Below are 17,014 nucleotides of genomic sequence, written 5' to 3' on the forward strand. Positions count from 1 at the left end.
GAGCCGGGAGCGGGCTCGGACCTCGCCTCCGTCAGCACGAGCGCGGTGCTCGACGGCGACGAGTGGGTGGTCACCGGCCAGAAGGTGTGGACGTCGCTGGCGCACGTGGCCGACTGGTGCTTCGCCCTGGTGCGCACGGAACCGGGGTCCGAGCGGCACCGGGGGCTGTCCTACCTGCTCGTGCCGATGCGCCAGGCGGGCGTGGAGGTGCGGCCGATCCGGCAGCTCACCGGCACGTCCGAGTTCAACGAGGTGTTCTTCGACGGGGCCCGCACGGCGAGGGAGAACGTCGTCGGGGAGGTCGGCGACGGGTGGCGGATCGCCGTGGCCACCCTGGGTTTCGAACGCGGCGTCGCGACGCTGGGCCAGCAGGTCGGCTTCCGCCGCCAGCTCGACGGGATCGCCGAGCTGGCCGGGCCCGACTGCGACCCGGTGCTGCGCGACCGGCTGACGAGGGCGTGGATCGGGCTGCACGTCATGCGCTCGCACGCCCTCCGCACGCTGGAGGGGCCGCCCGGTCCGGAGTCGTCGGTGGCGAAGCTGTTCTGGGCCGGGTGGCACCGCTCGCTCGGCGAACTGGCGATGGACGTGCTCGGCGCCCGCTCGATGGTCGCCCCCGGCGGCCTGGACGAGTGGCAGCGGCTGTTCCTGTTCAGCCGGGCGGACACGATCTACGGCGGGTCGGACGAGGTCCAGCGCGACGTCGTCGCCGAGCGGATCCTCGGCCTGCCCAGGGAGGCGCGCCCGTGACGCCCGTCCGCCCGCCCGGCCACGCCCTGCTCGCGGACAAGGTCGTCGTCGTGACGGCCGCGGCGGGCACCGGCATCGGCTCGGCCACCGCCGAGCGCTGCCTGGACGAGGGCGCGACCGTGGTGGTCAGCGACTGGCACGAGCGGCGCCTCGGCGAGACCCGCGACCGGCTGGCGGCCGAGCACGGCGACCGGGTCTGGTCCGCGGTCTGCGACGTCACCGACGAGGGCCAGGTCCGAGCGCTGGTCGCGGGCGCGGTGGAGCGGTACGGCCGGATCGACGTGATGGTCAACAACGCCGGGCTCGGCGGCGAGAAGTCCGTGCTGGACATGACCGACGACGAGTGGTCGCGGGTGCTGGACGTGACGCTCGGCGGCACGTTCCGCTGCACCAGGGCCGTGCTCAAGCAGATGGCCGCCCAGGGCGGCGGCGGGGCCGTGGTCAACAACGCGTCGGTGATCGGGTGGCGGGCGCAGGCCGGGCAGGCGCACTACGCCGCCGCGAAGGCGGGCGTCATGGCGTTCACCCGGTGCGCGGCGATCGACGTCGCACCGCTCGGGATCAGGGTGAACGCGGTCGCGCCGAGCCTCGCGATGCACCCGTTCCTGAGCAGGGTGACGAGCGAGGAGCTGCTGACCGAGCTGACCGGTCGCGAGGCGTTCGGGCGCGCCGCCGAGCCGTGGGAGGTGGCGAATGTGATCGTGTTCCTCGCCAGCGACTACTCCTCGTACCTCACGGGCGAGGTCGTGTCGGTGAGCAGCCAGCACCCGTGAGAGTCGTGGAGGTACCGGGATGAGTCGATCCGTGCGCAGGGCGGAGCTGCTCGCGTTGGCGGCCGACCTGTTCGCCCAACGGGGGTTCGTGCCGACGACGGTGCGGGACATCGCGGACGCGGCGGGCATCCTGTCCGGCAGCCTCTACCACCACTTCGACTCCAAGGAGTCGATGGTCGACGAGATCCTCCGGACGTTCCTCGACGAGCTGTTCGCGAGGTACCGGGAGATCGTGGACGCCGACCTCGGTCCGCGCGCGACGCTGGACGCCGTGGTCGTCGCGTCGTTCGAGGCCATCGACCACCGGCACGCCGAGGTCGCGATCTACCAGAACGAGTCCAAGCACCTGGTCCAGTTCGAGCGGTTCTCCTACCTGCGCGACCGCGGCGCGGAGTTCCGCAAGCTGTGGACCGTGCTCCTGGAGGACGGCGTCCGTGCGGGTGACTTCCGCTCGGACCTCGACGTCGACCTGGTGTACAGGTTCATCCGGGACACCGTGTGGGTGGCGGTGCGCTGGTACCGGCCCGGCGGCGGGCTGTCCGCGGGGGCCGTCGCCGAGCAGTACCTGGGCATCCTGCTGGACGGCATCTCGACTCGGCGCAGGAGGAACACCAAGAGGTAGAGGAGGAGTGCGTGTCCGAGGCGTACATCATCGAGGCCGTGCGCACCCCGGTCGGCCGACGCGGGGGAGCCCTGAGCCACCTGCACCCGGCGGACCTGGGCGCTCACGTGATCACCGCGCTGCTCGACCGCGTGGACGTCGACCCGACCGACGTGGACGACGTCGTCTTCGGCTGCGTCGACACCATCGGGCCGCAGGCGGGCGACATCGCCAGGACGGCGTGGCTGGCCGCCGGGTTCCCGGAGCAGGTGCCGGGGGTGACCGTCGACCGGCAGTGCGGGGCCAGCCAGCAGGCGCTGCACTTCGCCGCGCAGGCGGTGATGAGCGGCACCGCGGACCTCGTCGTCGCGGGCGGCGTGCAGAGCATGAGCCGCATCCCGATCGGCGCGTCGATGACCACGGGCGTCCAGTACGGCTTCGAGGACCCGTACAGCGGCTGCCGGGGGTGGGAGCACCGCTACGGCGACGAGGAGATCTCCCAGTTCCGCGCGGCCGACCTGATCGCCACGCGCTGGGACCTGTCCCGCGAGGTGATGGAGGAGTTCGCCTGCACCAGCCACCTGCGCGCCGTGACCGCGATCAAGGAGGGCCGGTTCGACCGCGAGATCGCGCCGGTCGACGGTGTCGCGCACGACGAGTGCCCGAGGACGGACACCAGCGTGGAGAAGATGGCGACGCTGAAGCCGTTGCGCGAGGGCGGCCGGACCACCGCCGCGCTGGCCAGCCAGATCTCCGACGGCGCGAGCGCGGTGCTCGTCGCCTCCGAGCGCGCCGTCCGCGAACACCGCCTGACCCCGAGGGCGCGGGTGCACCACCTGTCGGCCCGCGGCTCCGACCCGGTCTACATGCTGACCGGACCCATCAGGGCGACGCGGTACGCCCTGGACCGCGCGGGCATGGACATCACCGACATCGACCTGTTCGAGGTGAACGAGGCGTTCGCGAGCGTGGTCCTCGCGTGGGCCGGGGAGACCGGCGCCGACCTCGACCGGGTCAACGTCAACGGCGGGGCCATCGCCCTCGGCCACCCGATCGGAGCGACCGGCACGAAGCTCTGCACCACCCTCGTCCACGAACTCGAACGCACCGGAGGCCGGTTCGGGCTCCAGACGATGTGCGAGGGCGGAGGCCAGGCCAACGTGACGATCGTGGAGCGCCTCGGCTGACACCGGCTGGTCGTCACCAGGACTTCTCACCGCCGACCACCGCTCGTCACTTCGGCTCAACCCCGCGCGGTCAGCCTCGTCCGGCGCCGCCCGCGCCCACGGACGAGGAGACACGATGAAGCGCCGTTCCCTGCTGAAGGCCGCCGCCGCGGGATCAGGACTGGCCCTGCTGCCGGTGAACCTGCGCCGCGCGCTCGCGGTGGAGGCACCCGAGGGCGGGCTGGACGCCGTCGAGCACGTCGTGGTGTTCATGCAGGAGAACCGGTCGTTCGACCACTACTTCGGCACGCTGCGCGGTGTGCGCGGCTTCAACGACCCGGCCGCCATCAGGCTGCCCGGCGGCGGCTCGGTGTTCCGCCAGCCCCACGGCAGCGGGTACCTGCTGCCCTACCGCGTGGGCGACGAGTTCATGTCCGGCACGCCCCACGGCTGGGCCGACGGCCACCGCGCGTGGAACGACGGCCGCTTCGACCAGTGGGTCGCGCAGAAGGGCGTGCGCACCATGACCCACCTGGACCGCGCGGGCCTGCCGTTCTACCACGCCCTCGCCGACGCGTTCACGATCTGCGACGCCTACCACTGCTCCGAGGCCGGACCCACCAACCCCAACCGCTTCTACCTGTTCTCCGGGACCATCGGCTACGAGCCCGGCACCGCGAAGCGGGCCATCGGCAACGACGGCTGGCAGAACCCCGGCCACACCGGCTACACGTGGACCAGCTACGCCGAGCGCCTCCAGCAGGCCGGTCGGAGCTGGCGGGTCTACCAGGAGTGGGACAACTACGGCGACAACTCCCTCGACTACTTCGCCTCGTTCCTCGCCGTCGGGCGCAAGGCGCTGGCCGCCACCAGGGATTCCGCGGGCAAGCCCTACGGGAAGCTGGAGTACTTCTACTACGACGTCGCGTCGGCGTCGGCCGCCCGGCGCGAGGAGCTGCTGGCGCAGCTCGACAGGGGCGTCGCGGCGCTGTCGGCGGCCGACCGGTCGCTGTACGACCGCGGCCTGGCGCGGGAGCGCACGGGACGGCTGGCGTCGGCGTTCCGCGCCGACGTCGCGGGCGGGCGGCTGCCCGCCGTGTCGTGGGTCGTGGCCCCGGAGTCGCGGAGCGAACACCCCGACTGGGGGCCCAACACCGGGGCCGACCTGGTGAAGCAGGTGCTCGACGCGCTCGCCGCCGACCCGGAGGTGTGGCGCAAGACGGTGTTCCTGCTCAACTACGACGAGAACGACGGCTTCTTCGACCACGTCCCGCAGCCCGCGCCGCCGGTGTCCCCGTCGCAGGGCCTCTCGACCGCGCCGGTCGCCGACGAGGTCTACGACGGCTGGCCCATCGGCCTCGGCCAGCGCGTGCCGCTGCTGGTCGTGTCGCCGTGGAGCCGGGGCGGGAAGGTCTGCTCGGAGGTGTTCGACCACACCTCCGTCCTCCGGCTGCTGGAACGCTGGACCGGCGTGGCCGAACCGAACATCTCCCCGTGGCGGCGCGCGGTGTGCGGCGACCTCACCTCCGCGCTGGACCTGTCCGGCACCGGCGGCTACCCGGCGCTGCCCGCGCCCGTGCCCACCTCGGGCCCGAGGCCCACCTCACCCACCCCGCCCGAGACCCAGGTCATGCCCGTGCAGGAGCCCGGCGTGCGCCCGGCCCGACCGCTGCCCTACGTGCTGTCGGCGTCGGGACGGGTCACCGCGGAGAAGTTCTGGATCGACTTCGCCTCGGCAGGCACGGCGGGCGCGCACTTCTACGTCCACGCGGGCGCCTTCCGCACCGACGGCCCGTGGCGCTACACCGTCGGGGCGGGCCGCACGCTGACCGACTACTGGCAGGCGGGCACCCCGACCGGCGCCTACGACCTGACCGCCTCGGGCCCCAACGGTTTCCTCCGCCGCTTCGCGGGCAACCGGGTCACCGCCACGTCGGGCGGCCCGAACCCCGAGGTGACCCTCCGCTACGCCCCCGCCGACGCCCGCGTGTGGCTCACCATGACCAACACCGGCGGCGCCCCGTGCACCCTCACCGTCCGACCGGGCAACCGGGCGGGCGGCCCGTGGACCTACACCCTCGCACCCGGCGCCCGCACCGAGGACTGGTTCTCCGTCGGCGGGACGTCGGGCTGGTACGACCTGACCGCCACCGGTCCGGACGGATTCGCCCGCCGCTTCGCGGGCCACGTGGAGACCGGCGCGGAGAGCACGTCCGACCCGGTGATGGGGTCCGGGGTGCTCGCCGGGACCTCGCGGGTGGACGCCGCTGAGGTGCGCGTGGACCTCGGTGCGGCGCGGACCGTGACGGCGGTGGCCTGCGAGCCGCGGCAGGCCGGGCCGTACGAGGTGCACGTGAGCGCCGACGGCACGTCGTGGGGGAGTCCGGTGGCGACCGGCGCGTTCACCGGCGCGGTGGGCACGACGGTGCGCCTGTGGCCGGTGGGCACGCGGTACGTGCGGGTGCGGGCGGCGCTGACCGGAGCGACCGCGCTGGGCTGGTGATCACGCCGAAAGTTCCCCTGGCTCCTGGGGAAACCACTGCACCGAGTGGTCTGCCGGTCGGAATCGTCGTACCCCCGCAATAGGGTCTGCGGCACCGACCGGGCCGGGGCGTGCGCGGGGATCGGCGTTGTCCGTCCTCTGTGGATGCTCGATCGACGCGGCTCGGATCGGGGTGGTTCTCGGAGAAGTGTTCACCGATGTGGCATAGGAGCGATGTTGAGTACGTCTGCGTTCAGCCTTCCCGCCGAGTGGCAGCCGCACGTGCACGTGCGGCGTGGCGGCGGGGTGCCTGCCGGTGCCGTGGTCGAGGCCGGTGCGGTGGAGGAGGTTCGGGCGGCGCTGGCCGAGAAGCTGCCGGTGGTCGAGGAGGTGCTGGCCGAGGCGACGAGCGATCAGGAGCTGGTCGTCGCCGCCCGTGCCCACCTGGCCGGTGAGGTGTCGCCGCTGGGCGCCGCCGTGGTGGCGGTGCTGCTGGGGTCCGGGCCTCGGCTGGCGGACGCGCTGGTGGTGGAGCACGGGTTGTCGTTCGCCGCGCGGGCCGTCGTCGAGATGCGCTGCGTCGAGGTGTACCGGCCCGGCTACCCGAACACGGCGACCCACCTGCGGCGGGTGCCGATGAACAGCGACGTCGGCGTCGGGACGGCGCGGCGGTTGCGGGCGCTGCTCGCGTCGGCGTCCGAGGAGGAGCACGACGCCGCGATGCGGGCGGCCGGGTCGCACCGCACCGACCCGCGGTCGATGGTGGCCGCCGCGTACCTCTTCCCGACCAGGCGGGACTGGGTCGACGAGGCGTTCGAGGAGGCCGAACGGGTGGACCTCACCTCGTACCCGCGCTTGCTGGTGCACGCGTCGCTGATCTACTCGGCGAGCACGGTCGCCCAGGTGGAACGGGCGCTGACCCTTCGGGCCGTGGGGCGGTACCTGAGGAGCAAGGACGGGTTGTACACCCTGGTCGACGGCGTCGGCCCCGACGCGATGCCCGCTCTCGCGGTGCTGCTGGACCCGAGCCCGGAGCTGGACAGCGGCATCAGGGACCTGGTCCTGGAGACGCTGGCCGTGTTCCCGACCGCGGGCACGGTCGACGCGCTGCTGGCCCGCCTCGACGTGAAACGGGTGCTGCCCGCCGTGCTCGACCTGGCCCGCCGTCACCCCGTGGTGGCGCTGGAGCGGTTCGCCGCGTCCGAGGACGCGCGGGTCCGGCCGCTGCTGGAGCGCCACCTCAAGGGCCACCCCGACCTGGCCGACCGCGTCGACCTCCCCGAGGCCGCTCGGGCGGTCCTGGAGACCATGGTGGTCCTGGACGTGGCGCCCGCGGACGCGCTGCCCACCGTGCTCGTGGATCCGCCGTGGGTGGTGGAGGCCGTGCCCGTGGAACCGCTGGTGGTCACGGGGCTCAAGGCGGTGGACCACCAGGCGGTGGAGTGGGAGCCCGATGAGCGGGACCGGTACGCGGGCACGGGCAACAGCCACTACGACACCGTCGACTGGGCTCCGACTATCGAGGAGTTCCGGGCTGGCGGTCTCTACAGCGTCCGCCAGGTCAACCTGTTCATGCACGGACCGGTGGAGGAGCTCCGCCCGCTGCTGCCCGGCTGGGACGTCGGGGCGCTGTCCCTCGGCGCCTACCACGGCAAGTGGCTCCTGGCCCGCTTCGGGGCCGACGCGATCCCGAGCGCGCTGACCATCGCGACGCTGGCGCGGGAGGACAAGGGCGAGGTGGTGGCGCCGGTGGTGTCGCTGAAGACGGCCCGGCTGGTCGCGAAGTGGCTGGTGAAGCTCAAGTCCGCCAAGGAGTTCGCCCCGACGTGGCTCCGACGGCACGCCGAGCGCGCGGCCCGGTTCCTGGTGCCCGACGCGGTGGGCAAGCCGGGTGCGGCCCGCCAGGCGGCGGAGGCGGCGCTGCGCGTCATCCCGGAGCAGGCCAGGGCCGCGGCGCGCGAGTACGGGCCCGAGGCCGAGAAGGCCGTCGAGGCCGTGCTCGCGACCGTGCCGCCGGTGGTGGCGCCGAAGTTCGGCGAGTGGCTCGTCCCGGTCGTGCTGCCCCCGGTCCTGCTGCGCGGGACGGAGCTGGCGCTGTCCGCGGAAGCCGTCGGCAACCTGCTCGTCCTGCTGGCGTTGAGCACGCCGGACGACGGGCACGCCGAGGTGAAGGCCGTGCGCGAGGCGTTCGACGAGGCATCGCTGGCGCGGTTCTCGTGGGAGCTGTTCGAGCTGTGGCGGACGAACGGGATGCCCGCCAAGGAGGGGTGGGTGCTGACGTCGCTCGGGCTGCTGGGCGACGACGGGACGGCACGGGCGTTGGAGCCGCTCATCCGCGCGTGGCCGGGGGAGGCGCAGCACGCGCGGGCGGTGGTCGGGCTGGACGTGCTGGCCGAGATCGGCACCGACACGGCGTTGGGCGTGCTCAACAGCATCGCGCAGCGGGTGAGGTTCGACGGGATCAAGTACCGGGCGCGGGAGAAGATCGAGGAGGTCGCCGCCGGGATGGGGCTGACCGCCGAGGAGCTGAGCGACCGGCTGGTGCCGGACTTCGACCTGGACGACGCGTCGACGACGACGGTCGACTACGGCACGCGGCGGTTCACGATCGGGTTCGACGAGCAGCTCAAGCCGTTCGTGCTGGACGAGACGGGCAGGCGGCTCAAGGCCCTGCCGAAGCCGGGCGCGAAGGACGACCCCGAGGTGGCGCCCGCGGAGCACAAGCGGTTCGGGCAGCTGAAGAAGGACGTGCGGACGATCGCGGGCGACCAGGTCGTCAGGCTGGAGCGGTCGATGGTGGCGGAACGCCGGTGGCCCGCGGCCGAGTTCCGGTCGCTGCTGGTCGCGCACCCGTTGCTGCGGCACCTGGTCCGGCGGCTGGTGTGGGTGACGGACGCCGGGAGTTCGTTCCGGGTGGCCGAGGACGGGTCGTTCGCGGACGTGCGCGACGACACCTTCGCCCTGCCGGACGACGCCCTCGTCGGGGTGGCGCACCCGGTGCACCTGGGCGACGCCGTGGCGGCGTGGGCGGAGGTGTTCGCCGACTACGAGATCCTGCAACCGTTCGCCCAGCTCGGGCGCCCGGTGCACCGGTTCACCGAGGCCGAGCTGTCGTCGCGTGAACTGGACAGGGTCAAGGGCCTCCAGGTGGAGGCGGGCAGGCTGTTGCGGCTGACCAAGGGCGAGTGGGAGCGCGGCACGCCGATGGACGCCGGGATCGAGAACGAGATCACCCGTCCGCTGCCCGGCCGCGGCTCGATCGAGGTCCTCCTGGATCCGGGGCTGGTGATCGGTGAGCCGCACGAGTCCGGACCGCAGCTCCTGCGCGAGGTCCGCCTGATCGGGAGCGCGCGCACCTTCGCCGAACTCGACCCGGTCACCGCGTCGGAGGTGCTGGCCGAACTGGCCACCCTGACGGACTGACCCGTGCCACCGGGACGCGGTGCGCCCACCCGCGGGCGCACCGCGTCCCGGTGGCGTCGAGCGAACCCGCGACCCGGTCGAGCCCTCGGATGAGCGCGGTCGAGCACGGTGATCCCGGTGCGGTGTCGGTCGTCCGTCGCGGGAACGGCGTGAGGTGGCGGGAGCTGGTACCACTCCGCCGAGGAGCACGGCCGAGCCCCCGGCCGGTTGGGCCGGTGACCCGCTGGGCGGCCGGGGACGACCCGGCCGCCCAGCGCCGTCACGAGCAGGCGCGGGTGAACGTCGTGATCGTCCCGGCGGAGTCGTCGTGCACCGCGACCACCCCGTCGTCGGTGATCACGGGCCTGCCGAAGGTGCCGTCCTGGTTGGCCACGAGGGTGTCCGCGAGCACGCCGCCGTCCCAGACGCCCAGCGCGTACCCCTTGTCGGCGGTCCGGTACGTGCCCACCGTGAGGGTGCCGGAGTCGACCACCGTCTCCGTGGCGCGCACCCCGAGCCTGCGGACCACCTGCCCGTCGAGGTCCCACTCCACGGTCGTGTACGCGCGGTTCTCGTACAGCTCACCGGAGACGCGGCCGTTGCGGAAGGCGTCGACGTAGGTGGTCCGCACCGCGAGCCTCGTCAGAGCGCCGTCGGGGTGGCGCACGAAGTGGGCGGTCTCGGCGCCCTCCGCGAACAGCAGGATCCGGCCCTGCTCGTCGACGTCGATCGGACTCACGTAGGAGTAGAGGGCCGGGTCGGGGTTGACCACCACCGGCGTGCCGGGAGTGGCGGCGGGCCACAGGACGAGGTCGAAGGTGTCCCCGATCCCGCTCGCCATGCCGACCACGTCACCCGCGTCGTTGATGGCCTTGCCCCAGGACGTCCGGTAGCCCGACGGCGTCGGCAGCCGCTCGAACCGGCCGCCGCGGTGGACGAAGGCGCCGTCGCGGAAGGTCTCCACGTACGTGTACCCGACCGCCACCCCCGAGGAGTTCACGTCCGTCAGCTGCGTCTGCCTGCCGAGGGCCTGACCGAGGTTCTCGACCTGGCCACCGTGCCAGCGGACCGCGTCGGTCGTGGACCCGCTGCCGACGAACCAGCCGCCGTTCGCCGCCCCCGTCACGTAGCCGCGGGTGCTCCCGGCGGGCAGCGGCAGCGCGCCCCGCGTCCACGTGCACCCCGCCGCGGCCGCGGTCCCCGTGACGGCCGTCGTCAGACCCGCGACCGCCAGTGCGACGGCCAGCACCGCTTTCCCCCTGCGCTTCATCGTCTCCCCCTCGAACGGTGCTTCGCCCCACGACCGGGGCGGAGCCAGGGTCGACGCTACCGCTCCACGCTCGTCCACCAGCGGGAATCGGAATTGTCGGACCCCCGCGACGAGGTCCGCGCGGACCGACCCCGTCACACCGTCCGGTTGAGCCCGTGGACGATCGCCGTGGCCTGCTCGACCACACCGGTGATCAGCTCCTCGCACGTCGGCAGGTCGTCGAGCAGCCCGACGACCTGCCCGGACGCGAGCACGCCCGCGTCGGTGCGCCCGTCGACCAACCCTGACCGCAGCAGCATCGGCGTGTTCGCGGCCATCACGACCTGCGACCAGCGCAGGTCCCGGCCGTGCCTCATCGCCAGGCCCTCGCGGACCATCGCGGGCCAGGACAGCCCGGTGTGCGCGCGGAACCTGGCCGCGTTGGCGAGCGCCCGCAGCAGCCCGCCGACGCGGCCGGAGCGCTCCAGCCGGTCGACGAGGTCCGTGCGCAGCACCCGGTGCGGCAGGCCGTCGACCCGCGTCGTCACGACCGTTCCGTCCAGGCCGCGCTCCAGGTACGCCCGCTTCACCGCGTCCGGGACCGTGCTCTCCCTGGTCAGCAGGAACCGCGTGCCCATGGCGACGCCCGCCGCGCCGTAGGCGAGCGCCGCGGCCAGACCCCGGCCGTCGAAGAACCCGCCCGCCGCGACCACCGGGATGTCCACGGCGTCGACCACGGACGGCAGCAGCAACGTCGTGGCCACGCCGCCGGTGTGCCCGCCGCCCTCACCGCCCTGCACGATCACGGCGTGGGCGCCCCAGGCGGCGACCTTCTCGGCGTGCCTGGCCGCCCCGACGGACGGGATGACGACCACCCCCGCGTCGGCCAGCCTGGCGATCAGCTCCGGCTCGGGGGCGAGCGCGAACGAGGCGACCCGGACCCCGTGGCGGATCAGCAGGTCGACCCGGTCCGCCGCGTCGACCGCGTCCGCGCGCAGGTTCACGCCGAACGGGTGCGCGGTGCGCCCCCTGGTCTCCGCGATGGCGGCGTCGAGTTCCCGCAGCCCCATCGTGGCCGACGCGAGGATGCCCAGCCCGCCCGCCTCGGCCGTCGCGGCGACCAGGCGGGGCCCGGCCACCCAGCCCATCCCGGTCTGCACCACCGGGTGCCGCACGCCGACCAGCTCGGTGAACGCGGTCCTCACGACGGCACCTCCCGCTCCCGCGCGCCGCCGGGGTCGAGCACGGTGCGCAGCAGCTCCAGCTCCACGTCCGTCGGCCGCCTGGTCTCCTCCACCTCGTCGTGCTCCAGCGGGAACGAGGTCAGGCGCAGCACGTCGGCCACCTCCACGCCGGGGTGCACGGACACCAGCCGCATCGAGCGGTCCGGGGTGTCGAAGTCGAGGACGGCGAGGTTCGTGACGACCTGGTGCACGTCGTGGAACGGGCCCACGGCGTGGTCGTGGCCGACGCCCGACACCACGTCCACGGCGTCGACGAACACGCGGGGGCCGTGCCGGGGGACCCAGTAGCTCGTGCGGTGGTTGGCGGTGTTGCCGGGCGCGCCGCGGAACCCGAGGAGCTGGCGGGTGGGCTTGGCGTGGTCGCCGATGCAGGAGATGTTCTGGTTGCCGTGGCGGTCGATCTGGTTCGCGCCCATCACGACGTGCCTGCGGCCGTGCGCCACGACGTCGAACACGCGCCGGTACGGCAGCCAGCCCTCCACCGCGGACTCCGGGTCGAGCAGGAACGCCTCGCCGTCGGACAGCAGCAGGTCGGGCTCGGACGTCAGCCTGGCCAGCCGGGCGCCGAGCGACGGCAGCAGGCCCATGGGGCTGGCCAGGACCTCGCCCGCACCGAGGAACAGGTCCGCGCACGCCACCGCGCAGACCTCCGCCCTGGTGGCCGTCACAGCGCCGCCCCCAGGTAGTCGGCCTCGGTGCCGGACAGGTACCGGTCGACGAAGCCCGGCCAGCGCTCCGGATCGGCGGCCGACTCGGCGTAGAGCCGCTGGAACGCCTCGTCGCGGCCGTAGTCCGGCACGCAGCTGGTGAAGTGGGCGCCGTTCGGCGTCTCCACGACCCCGTCGACCATCATCCGGTTCAGCAGCAGCGACTGCACCGGTCCGGAGGCGGTCAGGTCGCGGGTCTCGACGATCCGCTCGCACGACACGTACCGGCGGCGCGCGGCCAGGCAGAACAGGTCGTCGAAGTACGGGTCGGGGCCGAGGTACTGGGCGTTGCCGTGCCGGTCGGCGCGGTTGAGGTGGACGAGCGCGGCGTCCAGGCGCAGCGCGGGCATCGCGACCAGCTCCTCACCGTCGTAGGGGGAGCGGACCGTGCGGAGTTCGGGAGCCAGCCGCAGCACGTCCGAACCGAGCCCGGCCCTGATGGGCAGGAACGGCAGCCGGTGGCCCGCCGCCCGCAGGCCGCACTGGAACATCCCCTCGTCGAGTTCCAGCACGTCGATCCCGCCCGTCTCGCGGACCCGGCGGAACCACGGGTCGTAGGCGATCGTGTCGAGCGAGACGAACCCGTAGACGAGCTTGCGGACCTTGCCCGCCGCGCAGAGCAGGCCCACGTCGGGGCCGCCGTAGGAGACGACCGTCAGGTCCCGCAGCGGTGACCGCAGGAGGGCGCGGACCAGGGCCATCGGTTTGCGCCGCGACCCCCAGCCCCCGATGCCGACGGTCATGCCGTCGGCCAGTTCGGCGACGACCTCGTCGGCCGTCATCCGCTTGTCCCGCATGGGTTCCTCCCGCTGTCAGCGAGCCTTGCCGTCCAGGAACGCCCGTCGCGCCTCGTCCGCCGCGCCGGTGAGGTCGAGTTCGTAGGTGAAGCCCTGCTCGAACCGGTAGTCGCGGCGCACGGGCTGCGCGTCGATGCCGTTGATCGCCTCCTTGGCGCGGCGGATGACCCTGGTGTCCTTCCTCGCGATCTCCCGCGCCAGCGCGAGCGCCGCCGCGTCCAGCTCCTCGCGGGGGACGACCTGGTACACGCCGCCGTGGTGGTGCAGCTCGGCCGCGCCGATCGAGCGGGCCGTGTAGTAGAGCGCGCGCATCAGGTGCTGCGGCACCAGCCTGGACAGGTGGGTCGCCGCGCCCAGCGCCCCGCGGTCCACCTCCGGCAGGCCGAACGTGGCGTCGTCCGACGCGACCACCACGTCGGCGTTGCCGACCAGCCCGATGCCGCCGCCCAGGCAGAAGCCGTGCACGGCGGCGATGACCGGCACCGCGCAGTCGTAGACCGCGCCGAACGCCGCGGCGCACCCCCGGTTGACGGCCAGGACCGCCTGGCGGTCCTCGGACCGCTGGATCTCCTTGATGTCCACGCCCGCGCAGAACCCCCGACCCTGCGCCCTCAGCACGACCACGTGCGTGGCGGGGTCGTCGCCCGCGTCGCGCACGGCGTCGGCCAGCGCGAACCAGCCCCCGGACGGCACGGCGTTGACCGGGGGGAAGTCGAGGGTGACGACGGTGACGCCGCCTTCGGTGTGGCTGCTGGAGATTCCCATCGCGCCGCCTTCCGAACCAAGCGATTGCTTGGTAACTTACCAGTGCTCGGGCGGCCGGGATAGGGTCGGAGGTGCGCGTGGGGTTCGACCTCGACGGAGCGGTGGTCCTGGTCACCGGTGGGGTTCGCGGTGTCGGCGCCGGGATCAGCCGGGCGTTCCTGAAGGCCGGGGCCGTGGTCGTCGCGTGCGCCCGGCGGGCTCCGGACGCGGCCGTGCCCGGCGTCGAGTTCCTGCCCTGCGACGTGCGCGACCCCGAGTTGGTGCGGCGGCTGGTGGCGGAGGTCGTGGAGCGGCACGCGCGGTTGGACGTGGTGGTGAACAACGCGGGCGGGGCGCCGTTCGCGCTGGCGGCCGACGCCTCACCCGCGTTCCACCGGAAGGTCGTCGAGCTGAACCTGGTCGCTCCGCTGCTGGTGTCGCAGGTCGCCAACGAGGTGATGCAGAGGCAGGAGAGCGGTGGCAGCATCGTGATGGTGGGCAGCGTCAGCGGTCGGCGGCCGTCGCCCGGCACCGCCGCGTACGGGGCGGCCAAGGCCGGGCTGGACGGCCTCGCGGCCAGTCTCGCGGTCGAGTGGGCACCGAAGGTCAGGGTGAACTCCCTGGCCGTCGGGATGGTGCGCACCGAGTCGTCGCACCTGCACTACGGCGACGCCGCCGGGGTCGCCGCCGTGGGGCGGACCGTGCCGCTGGGCAGGCTCGCCGAGCCGGACGAGGTGGGCGGGTGCGCGGTGTTCCTGGCCTCGCCGTCGGCGTCCTACGTGACCGGGGCCAGCCTCCTGGTGCACGGCGGGGGAGAGGTGCCCGCGTACCTCGGGGCGGCGGCGACATGAGCCTGTGCGCCGATCGGGTCGTGGTCGTCACCGGGGCCGGGCGGGGGATCGGCCGCGCCCACGCGCTCGCGTTCGCCGCGGCCGGGGCGCGGGTGGTGGTCAACGACGTGTCCGCCGAGGCCGCGCACGCCGTGGCGGCGGAGATCGGGTCCCGCGCGGTCGTCAACACCGACGACGTCGCGGACTGGGACGGCGCGGGCAGGCTCGTGCGCACGGCCCTGGAGTCGTTCGGCGGGCTCGACGTGCTGGTCAACAACGCCGGGTTCCTGCGCGACCGGATGCTGGTCACGATGTCCGAGCAGGAGTGGGACGACGTGGTGCGCGTGCACCTCAAGGGGCACTTCGCACCGCTGCGCCACGCCGCCGCGTACTGGCGCGCCGTGGCCAAGGCGGGCGGCGCGGTGGACGGGCGCGTGGTGAACACCAGTTCCGGGGCCGGGCTGCTGGGCAGCGTGGGGCAGGGGAACTACTCGGCGGCCAAGGCGGGCATCGCGGGCCTGACCCTGGTGGCCGCCGCCGAACTGGGGCGGTACGGCGTGACCGTGAACGCCATCGCCCCGGCCGCCCGCACCCGGATGACGGAGTCGACGTTCGCCTCGACCATGGCCGCGCCCGAGAGCGGGTTCGACGCGATGGCGCCGGAGAACGTGGCACCGCTGGTGGTGTGGCTGGGGAGCGCGGAGTCCGCGGACGTGACCGGGCGGGTGTTCGAGGTCGACGGCGGCCGGATAGCGGTGGCCCAGGGGTGGCGGCACGGGCCCGAGGTCGACAAGGGAGCCCGCTGGGAGCCCGCCGAACTGGGACCGGTGGTCCGGCGGCTGCTGAGCGGGCAGACGGCCGAGCCGGTCTACGGCGCCTGACCCGCGACGCCCAGGGGACCGACCGGCGTGAACCCGTGGCCGGGGCGTCGGCGGTGCTTGGCCCGAGACGCCTGCGGAGTCGGCCGGCGTGAACCTGTGGCCGGGGCGTCGGCGGTGCTTGGCTCGCGGTGCCTGCGGAGTCGGCCGGCGTGAACCCGTGGCCGGGGCGGCCTGCGGCGCCTGGCCTGCGACACCCGACGAGCCGACCGGGCAGGGGTCAGAGGCGTTCGATGATCGTGCCGGTGGAGAGGGCCCCTCCCGCGCACATCGTGATCAGCGCCGTGGTCGCGTCCCTGCGCTCCAGCTCGTGCAGCGCCGTGGTGATCAGCCGGGTCCCGGTGCTGCCCACCGGGTGCCCCAGCGCTATCGCGCCGCCGTTCACGTTCACCCGGTCGAGGTCCGGCTTGTGCACGGCCGTCCAGGACAGCACGACCGACGCGAACGCCTCGTTGACCTCGAAGAGGTCCAGGTCACCGATCTTCATGCCGCTGCGCTCCAGCACGCGGGAGGTGGCGGCGATCGGTCCGTCCAGGTGGTAGTACGGCTCCGCGCCCACCAGGCACTGGGCGACGATCCGCGCCCTCGGGCGCAGCCCGTGCGCCCTGGCCCAGTCCTCGTCGACCAGCAGCACGGCCGACGCGCCGTCGGAGATCTGCGAGGACGTGCCCGCCGTGTGCACGCCGTCCTCCAGGACGGGCTTGAGCGAGGCCAGCGACTCCAGCCGGGTCTCCCGCAGTCCCTGGTCGCGGTCGACCGTGCCGCCGTCCACCTCCACGGGCACCACCTCGCGGGTGAACCGGCCCTCCTCCCACGCCCGCGCCGCCCTCACCTGCGAGCGCACGCCGAACCGGTCGACCTCCTCGCGGCCGAGCCCCCGCCGGACGGCGATCCGCTCCGCCGCCACGAACTGGTTCGGCAGGTCGATCGACCAGCTGTCCGGCCGCGGCTTCCCGGCGTCGCCGCCGGTGTTGCTGCGCAGCGGGACCCGGCTCATCGCCTCCACGCCGCAGGCCACGCCGACGTCGATGGCGCCCGCGGCGATGAGGCCCGCGACCAGGTGGGTCGACTGCTGCGCGGAGCCGCACTGGCAGTCGACGGTCGTGCACCCCGTCCCCCGCGGCAGGCCCGCGTGCAGCCAGGCCGTCCTGGTGATGTTGTTGGACTGTTCACCCGCCTGGGTGACGGTGCCGCCGATGACCTGCTCGACCACGTCCGCGTCCACCCCCGCACGGGTGACGACGGCGCGCTGGGCCGCGCCCAGGAGTTCGGCGGCGTGCAGACCGGCGAGCCATCCGCCACGCTTGCCGATGGGGGTGCGAACCGCCTCCACGATCACCGGATGACCCACGTCGAACTCCTCTCGCCGCGCCACGCTGAAGTTAGAACAC

14 protein-coding genes are annotated in these 17,014 nt (G+C 73.7%); 8 read left to right on the plus strand and 6 right to left on the minus strand.

Annotation, left to right across the window (positions count from 1 at the left end):
* The 6 genes from VFZ92_RS20690 to VFZ92_RS20715 all read left to right on the plus strand — a co-directional run.
* Nucleotides 1-750, plus strand: a 750-nt coding sequence (locus VFZ92_RS20690) for an acyl-CoA dehydrogenase family protein (protein WP_330877632.1), incomplete at its 5' end; no start/stop codon positions are given.
* Nucleotides 747-1,523: an SDR family oxidoreductase gene (locus VFZ92_RS20695; protein WP_330877633.1), complete on the plus strand. Its 777-nt coding sequence runs from the start codon at nucleotides 747-749 to the stop codon at nucleotides 1,521-1,523. The genes VFZ92_RS20690 and VFZ92_RS20695, both read left to right, overlap by 4 nt.
* Nucleotides 1,524-1,542: 19 nt before the next feature.
* The gene (locus VFZ92_RS20700) at nucleotides 1,543-2,145 is read left to right on the plus strand and encodes a TetR/AcrR family transcriptional regulator (RefSeq protein WP_330877634.1); all 603 of its coding nucleotides are present in this window, start codon (nucleotides 1,543-1,545) and stop codon (nucleotides 2,143-2,145) included.
* Between the two features lie 11 nt (nucleotides 2,146-2,156).
* Nucleotides 2,157-3,311 carry an acetyl-CoA C-acetyltransferase gene (locus tag VFZ92_RS20705; protein ID WP_330877635.1) on the plus strand — a complete coding sequence of 385 codons (1,155 nt, stop codon included), beginning with the start codon at nucleotides 2,157-2,159 and terminating at the stop codon, nucleotides 3,309-3,311.
* A gap of 115 nt (nucleotides 3,312-3,426) precedes the next feature.
* On the plus strand, nucleotides 3,427-5,793 hold the full coding sequence (locus tag VFZ92_RS20710) for a phosphocholine-specific phospholipase C (RefSeq protein WP_330877636.1): 2,367 nt from the start codon (nucleotides 3,427-3,429) through the stop codon (nucleotides 5,791-5,793).
* A 213-nt stretch (nucleotides 5,794-6,006) separates the two neighbouring features.
* Nucleotides 6,007-9,195: a DUF4132 domain-containing protein gene (locus VFZ92_RS20715; RefSeq protein ID WP_330877637.1), complete on the plus strand. Its 3,189-nt coding sequence runs from the start codon at nucleotides 6,007-6,009 to the stop codon at nucleotides 9,193-9,195.
* A gap of 259 nt (nucleotides 9,196-9,454) precedes the next feature.
* Here VFZ92_RS20715 and VFZ92_RS20720 read toward each other — a convergent pair whose 3' ends face one another.
* The 5 genes from VFZ92_RS20720 to VFZ92_RS20740 all read right to left on the minus strand — a co-directional run bounded on the left by VFZ92_RS20720 (nucleotide 9,455) and on the right by VFZ92_RS20740 (nucleotide 13,936).
* Nucleotides 9,455-10,444, minus strand: coding sequence for a hypothetical protein (locus VFZ92_RS20720; RefSeq protein ID WP_330877638.1), 990 nt, complete (start codon nucleotides 10,442-10,444; stop codon nucleotides 9,455-9,457).
* Nucleotides 10,445-10,578: 134 nt separating this feature from the next.
* Complete coding sequence (locus VFZ92_RS20725) at nucleotides 10,579-11,628, minus strand: NAD(P)H-dependent flavin oxidoreductase (protein WP_330877639.1); 1,050 nt, start codon at nucleotides 11,626-11,628, stop codon at nucleotides 10,579-10,581.
* Entirely contained in the window at nucleotides 11,625-12,335 is a 711-nt protein-coding gene (locus VFZ92_RS20730; RefSeq protein ID WP_330877640.1) for a CoA-transferase, read from the minus strand. The genes VFZ92_RS20725 and VFZ92_RS20730 overlap by 4 nt, the downstream gene beginning before the upstream one ends.
* A complete protein-coding gene (locus VFZ92_RS20735; protein ID WP_330877641.1) occupies nucleotides 12,332-13,171 on the minus strand; it encodes a CoA transferase subunit A in 840 nt (279 codons plus the stop codon). Before VFZ92_RS20735 ends, VFZ92_RS20730 begins: the two co-directional genes overlap by 4 nt.
* 15 nt (nucleotides 13,172-13,186) lie before the next feature.
* Nucleotides 13,187-13,936: an enoyl-CoA hydratase family protein gene (locus VFZ92_RS20740; protein ID WP_330877642.1), complete on the minus strand. Its 750-nt coding sequence runs from the start codon at nucleotides 13,934-13,936 to the stop codon at nucleotides 13,187-13,189.
* A gap of 77 nt (nucleotides 13,937-14,013) precedes the next feature.
* On the opposite strand from VFZ92_RS20740, the gene VFZ92_RS20745 reads away from it, so the two are divergent.
* Nucleotides 14,014-14,766 carry an SDR family oxidoreductase gene (locus VFZ92_RS20745; protein WP_414719964.1) on the plus strand — a complete coding sequence of 251 codons (753 nt, stop codon included), beginning with the start codon at nucleotides 14,014-14,016 and terminating at the stop codon, nucleotides 14,764-14,766.
* Entirely contained in the window at nucleotides 14,763-15,626 is an 864-nt protein-coding gene (locus tag VFZ92_RS20750; RefSeq protein ID WP_330877644.1) for an SDR family oxidoreductase, read from the plus strand. Before VFZ92_RS20745 ends, VFZ92_RS20750 begins: the two co-directional genes overlap by 4 nt.
* 217 nt (nucleotides 15,627-15,843) lie before the next feature.
* Here the strand turns inward: VFZ92_RS20750 and VFZ92_RS20755 are convergent, their stop codons facing one another.
* Nucleotides 15,844-16,974 carry a steroid 3-ketoacyl-CoA thiolase gene (locus tag VFZ92_RS20755; protein WP_330877645.1) on the minus strand — a complete coding sequence of 377 codons (1,131 nt, stop codon included), beginning with the start codon at nucleotides 16,972-16,974 and terminating at the stop codon, nucleotides 15,844-15,846.
* Nucleotides 16,975-17,014: the final 40 nt, after the last annotated feature.

The organism is Umezawaea sp. (assembly GCF_036375055.1).
Classification (GTDB): domain Bacteria; phylum Actinomycetota; class Actinomycetes; order Mycobacteriales; family Pseudonocardiaceae; genus Umezawaea.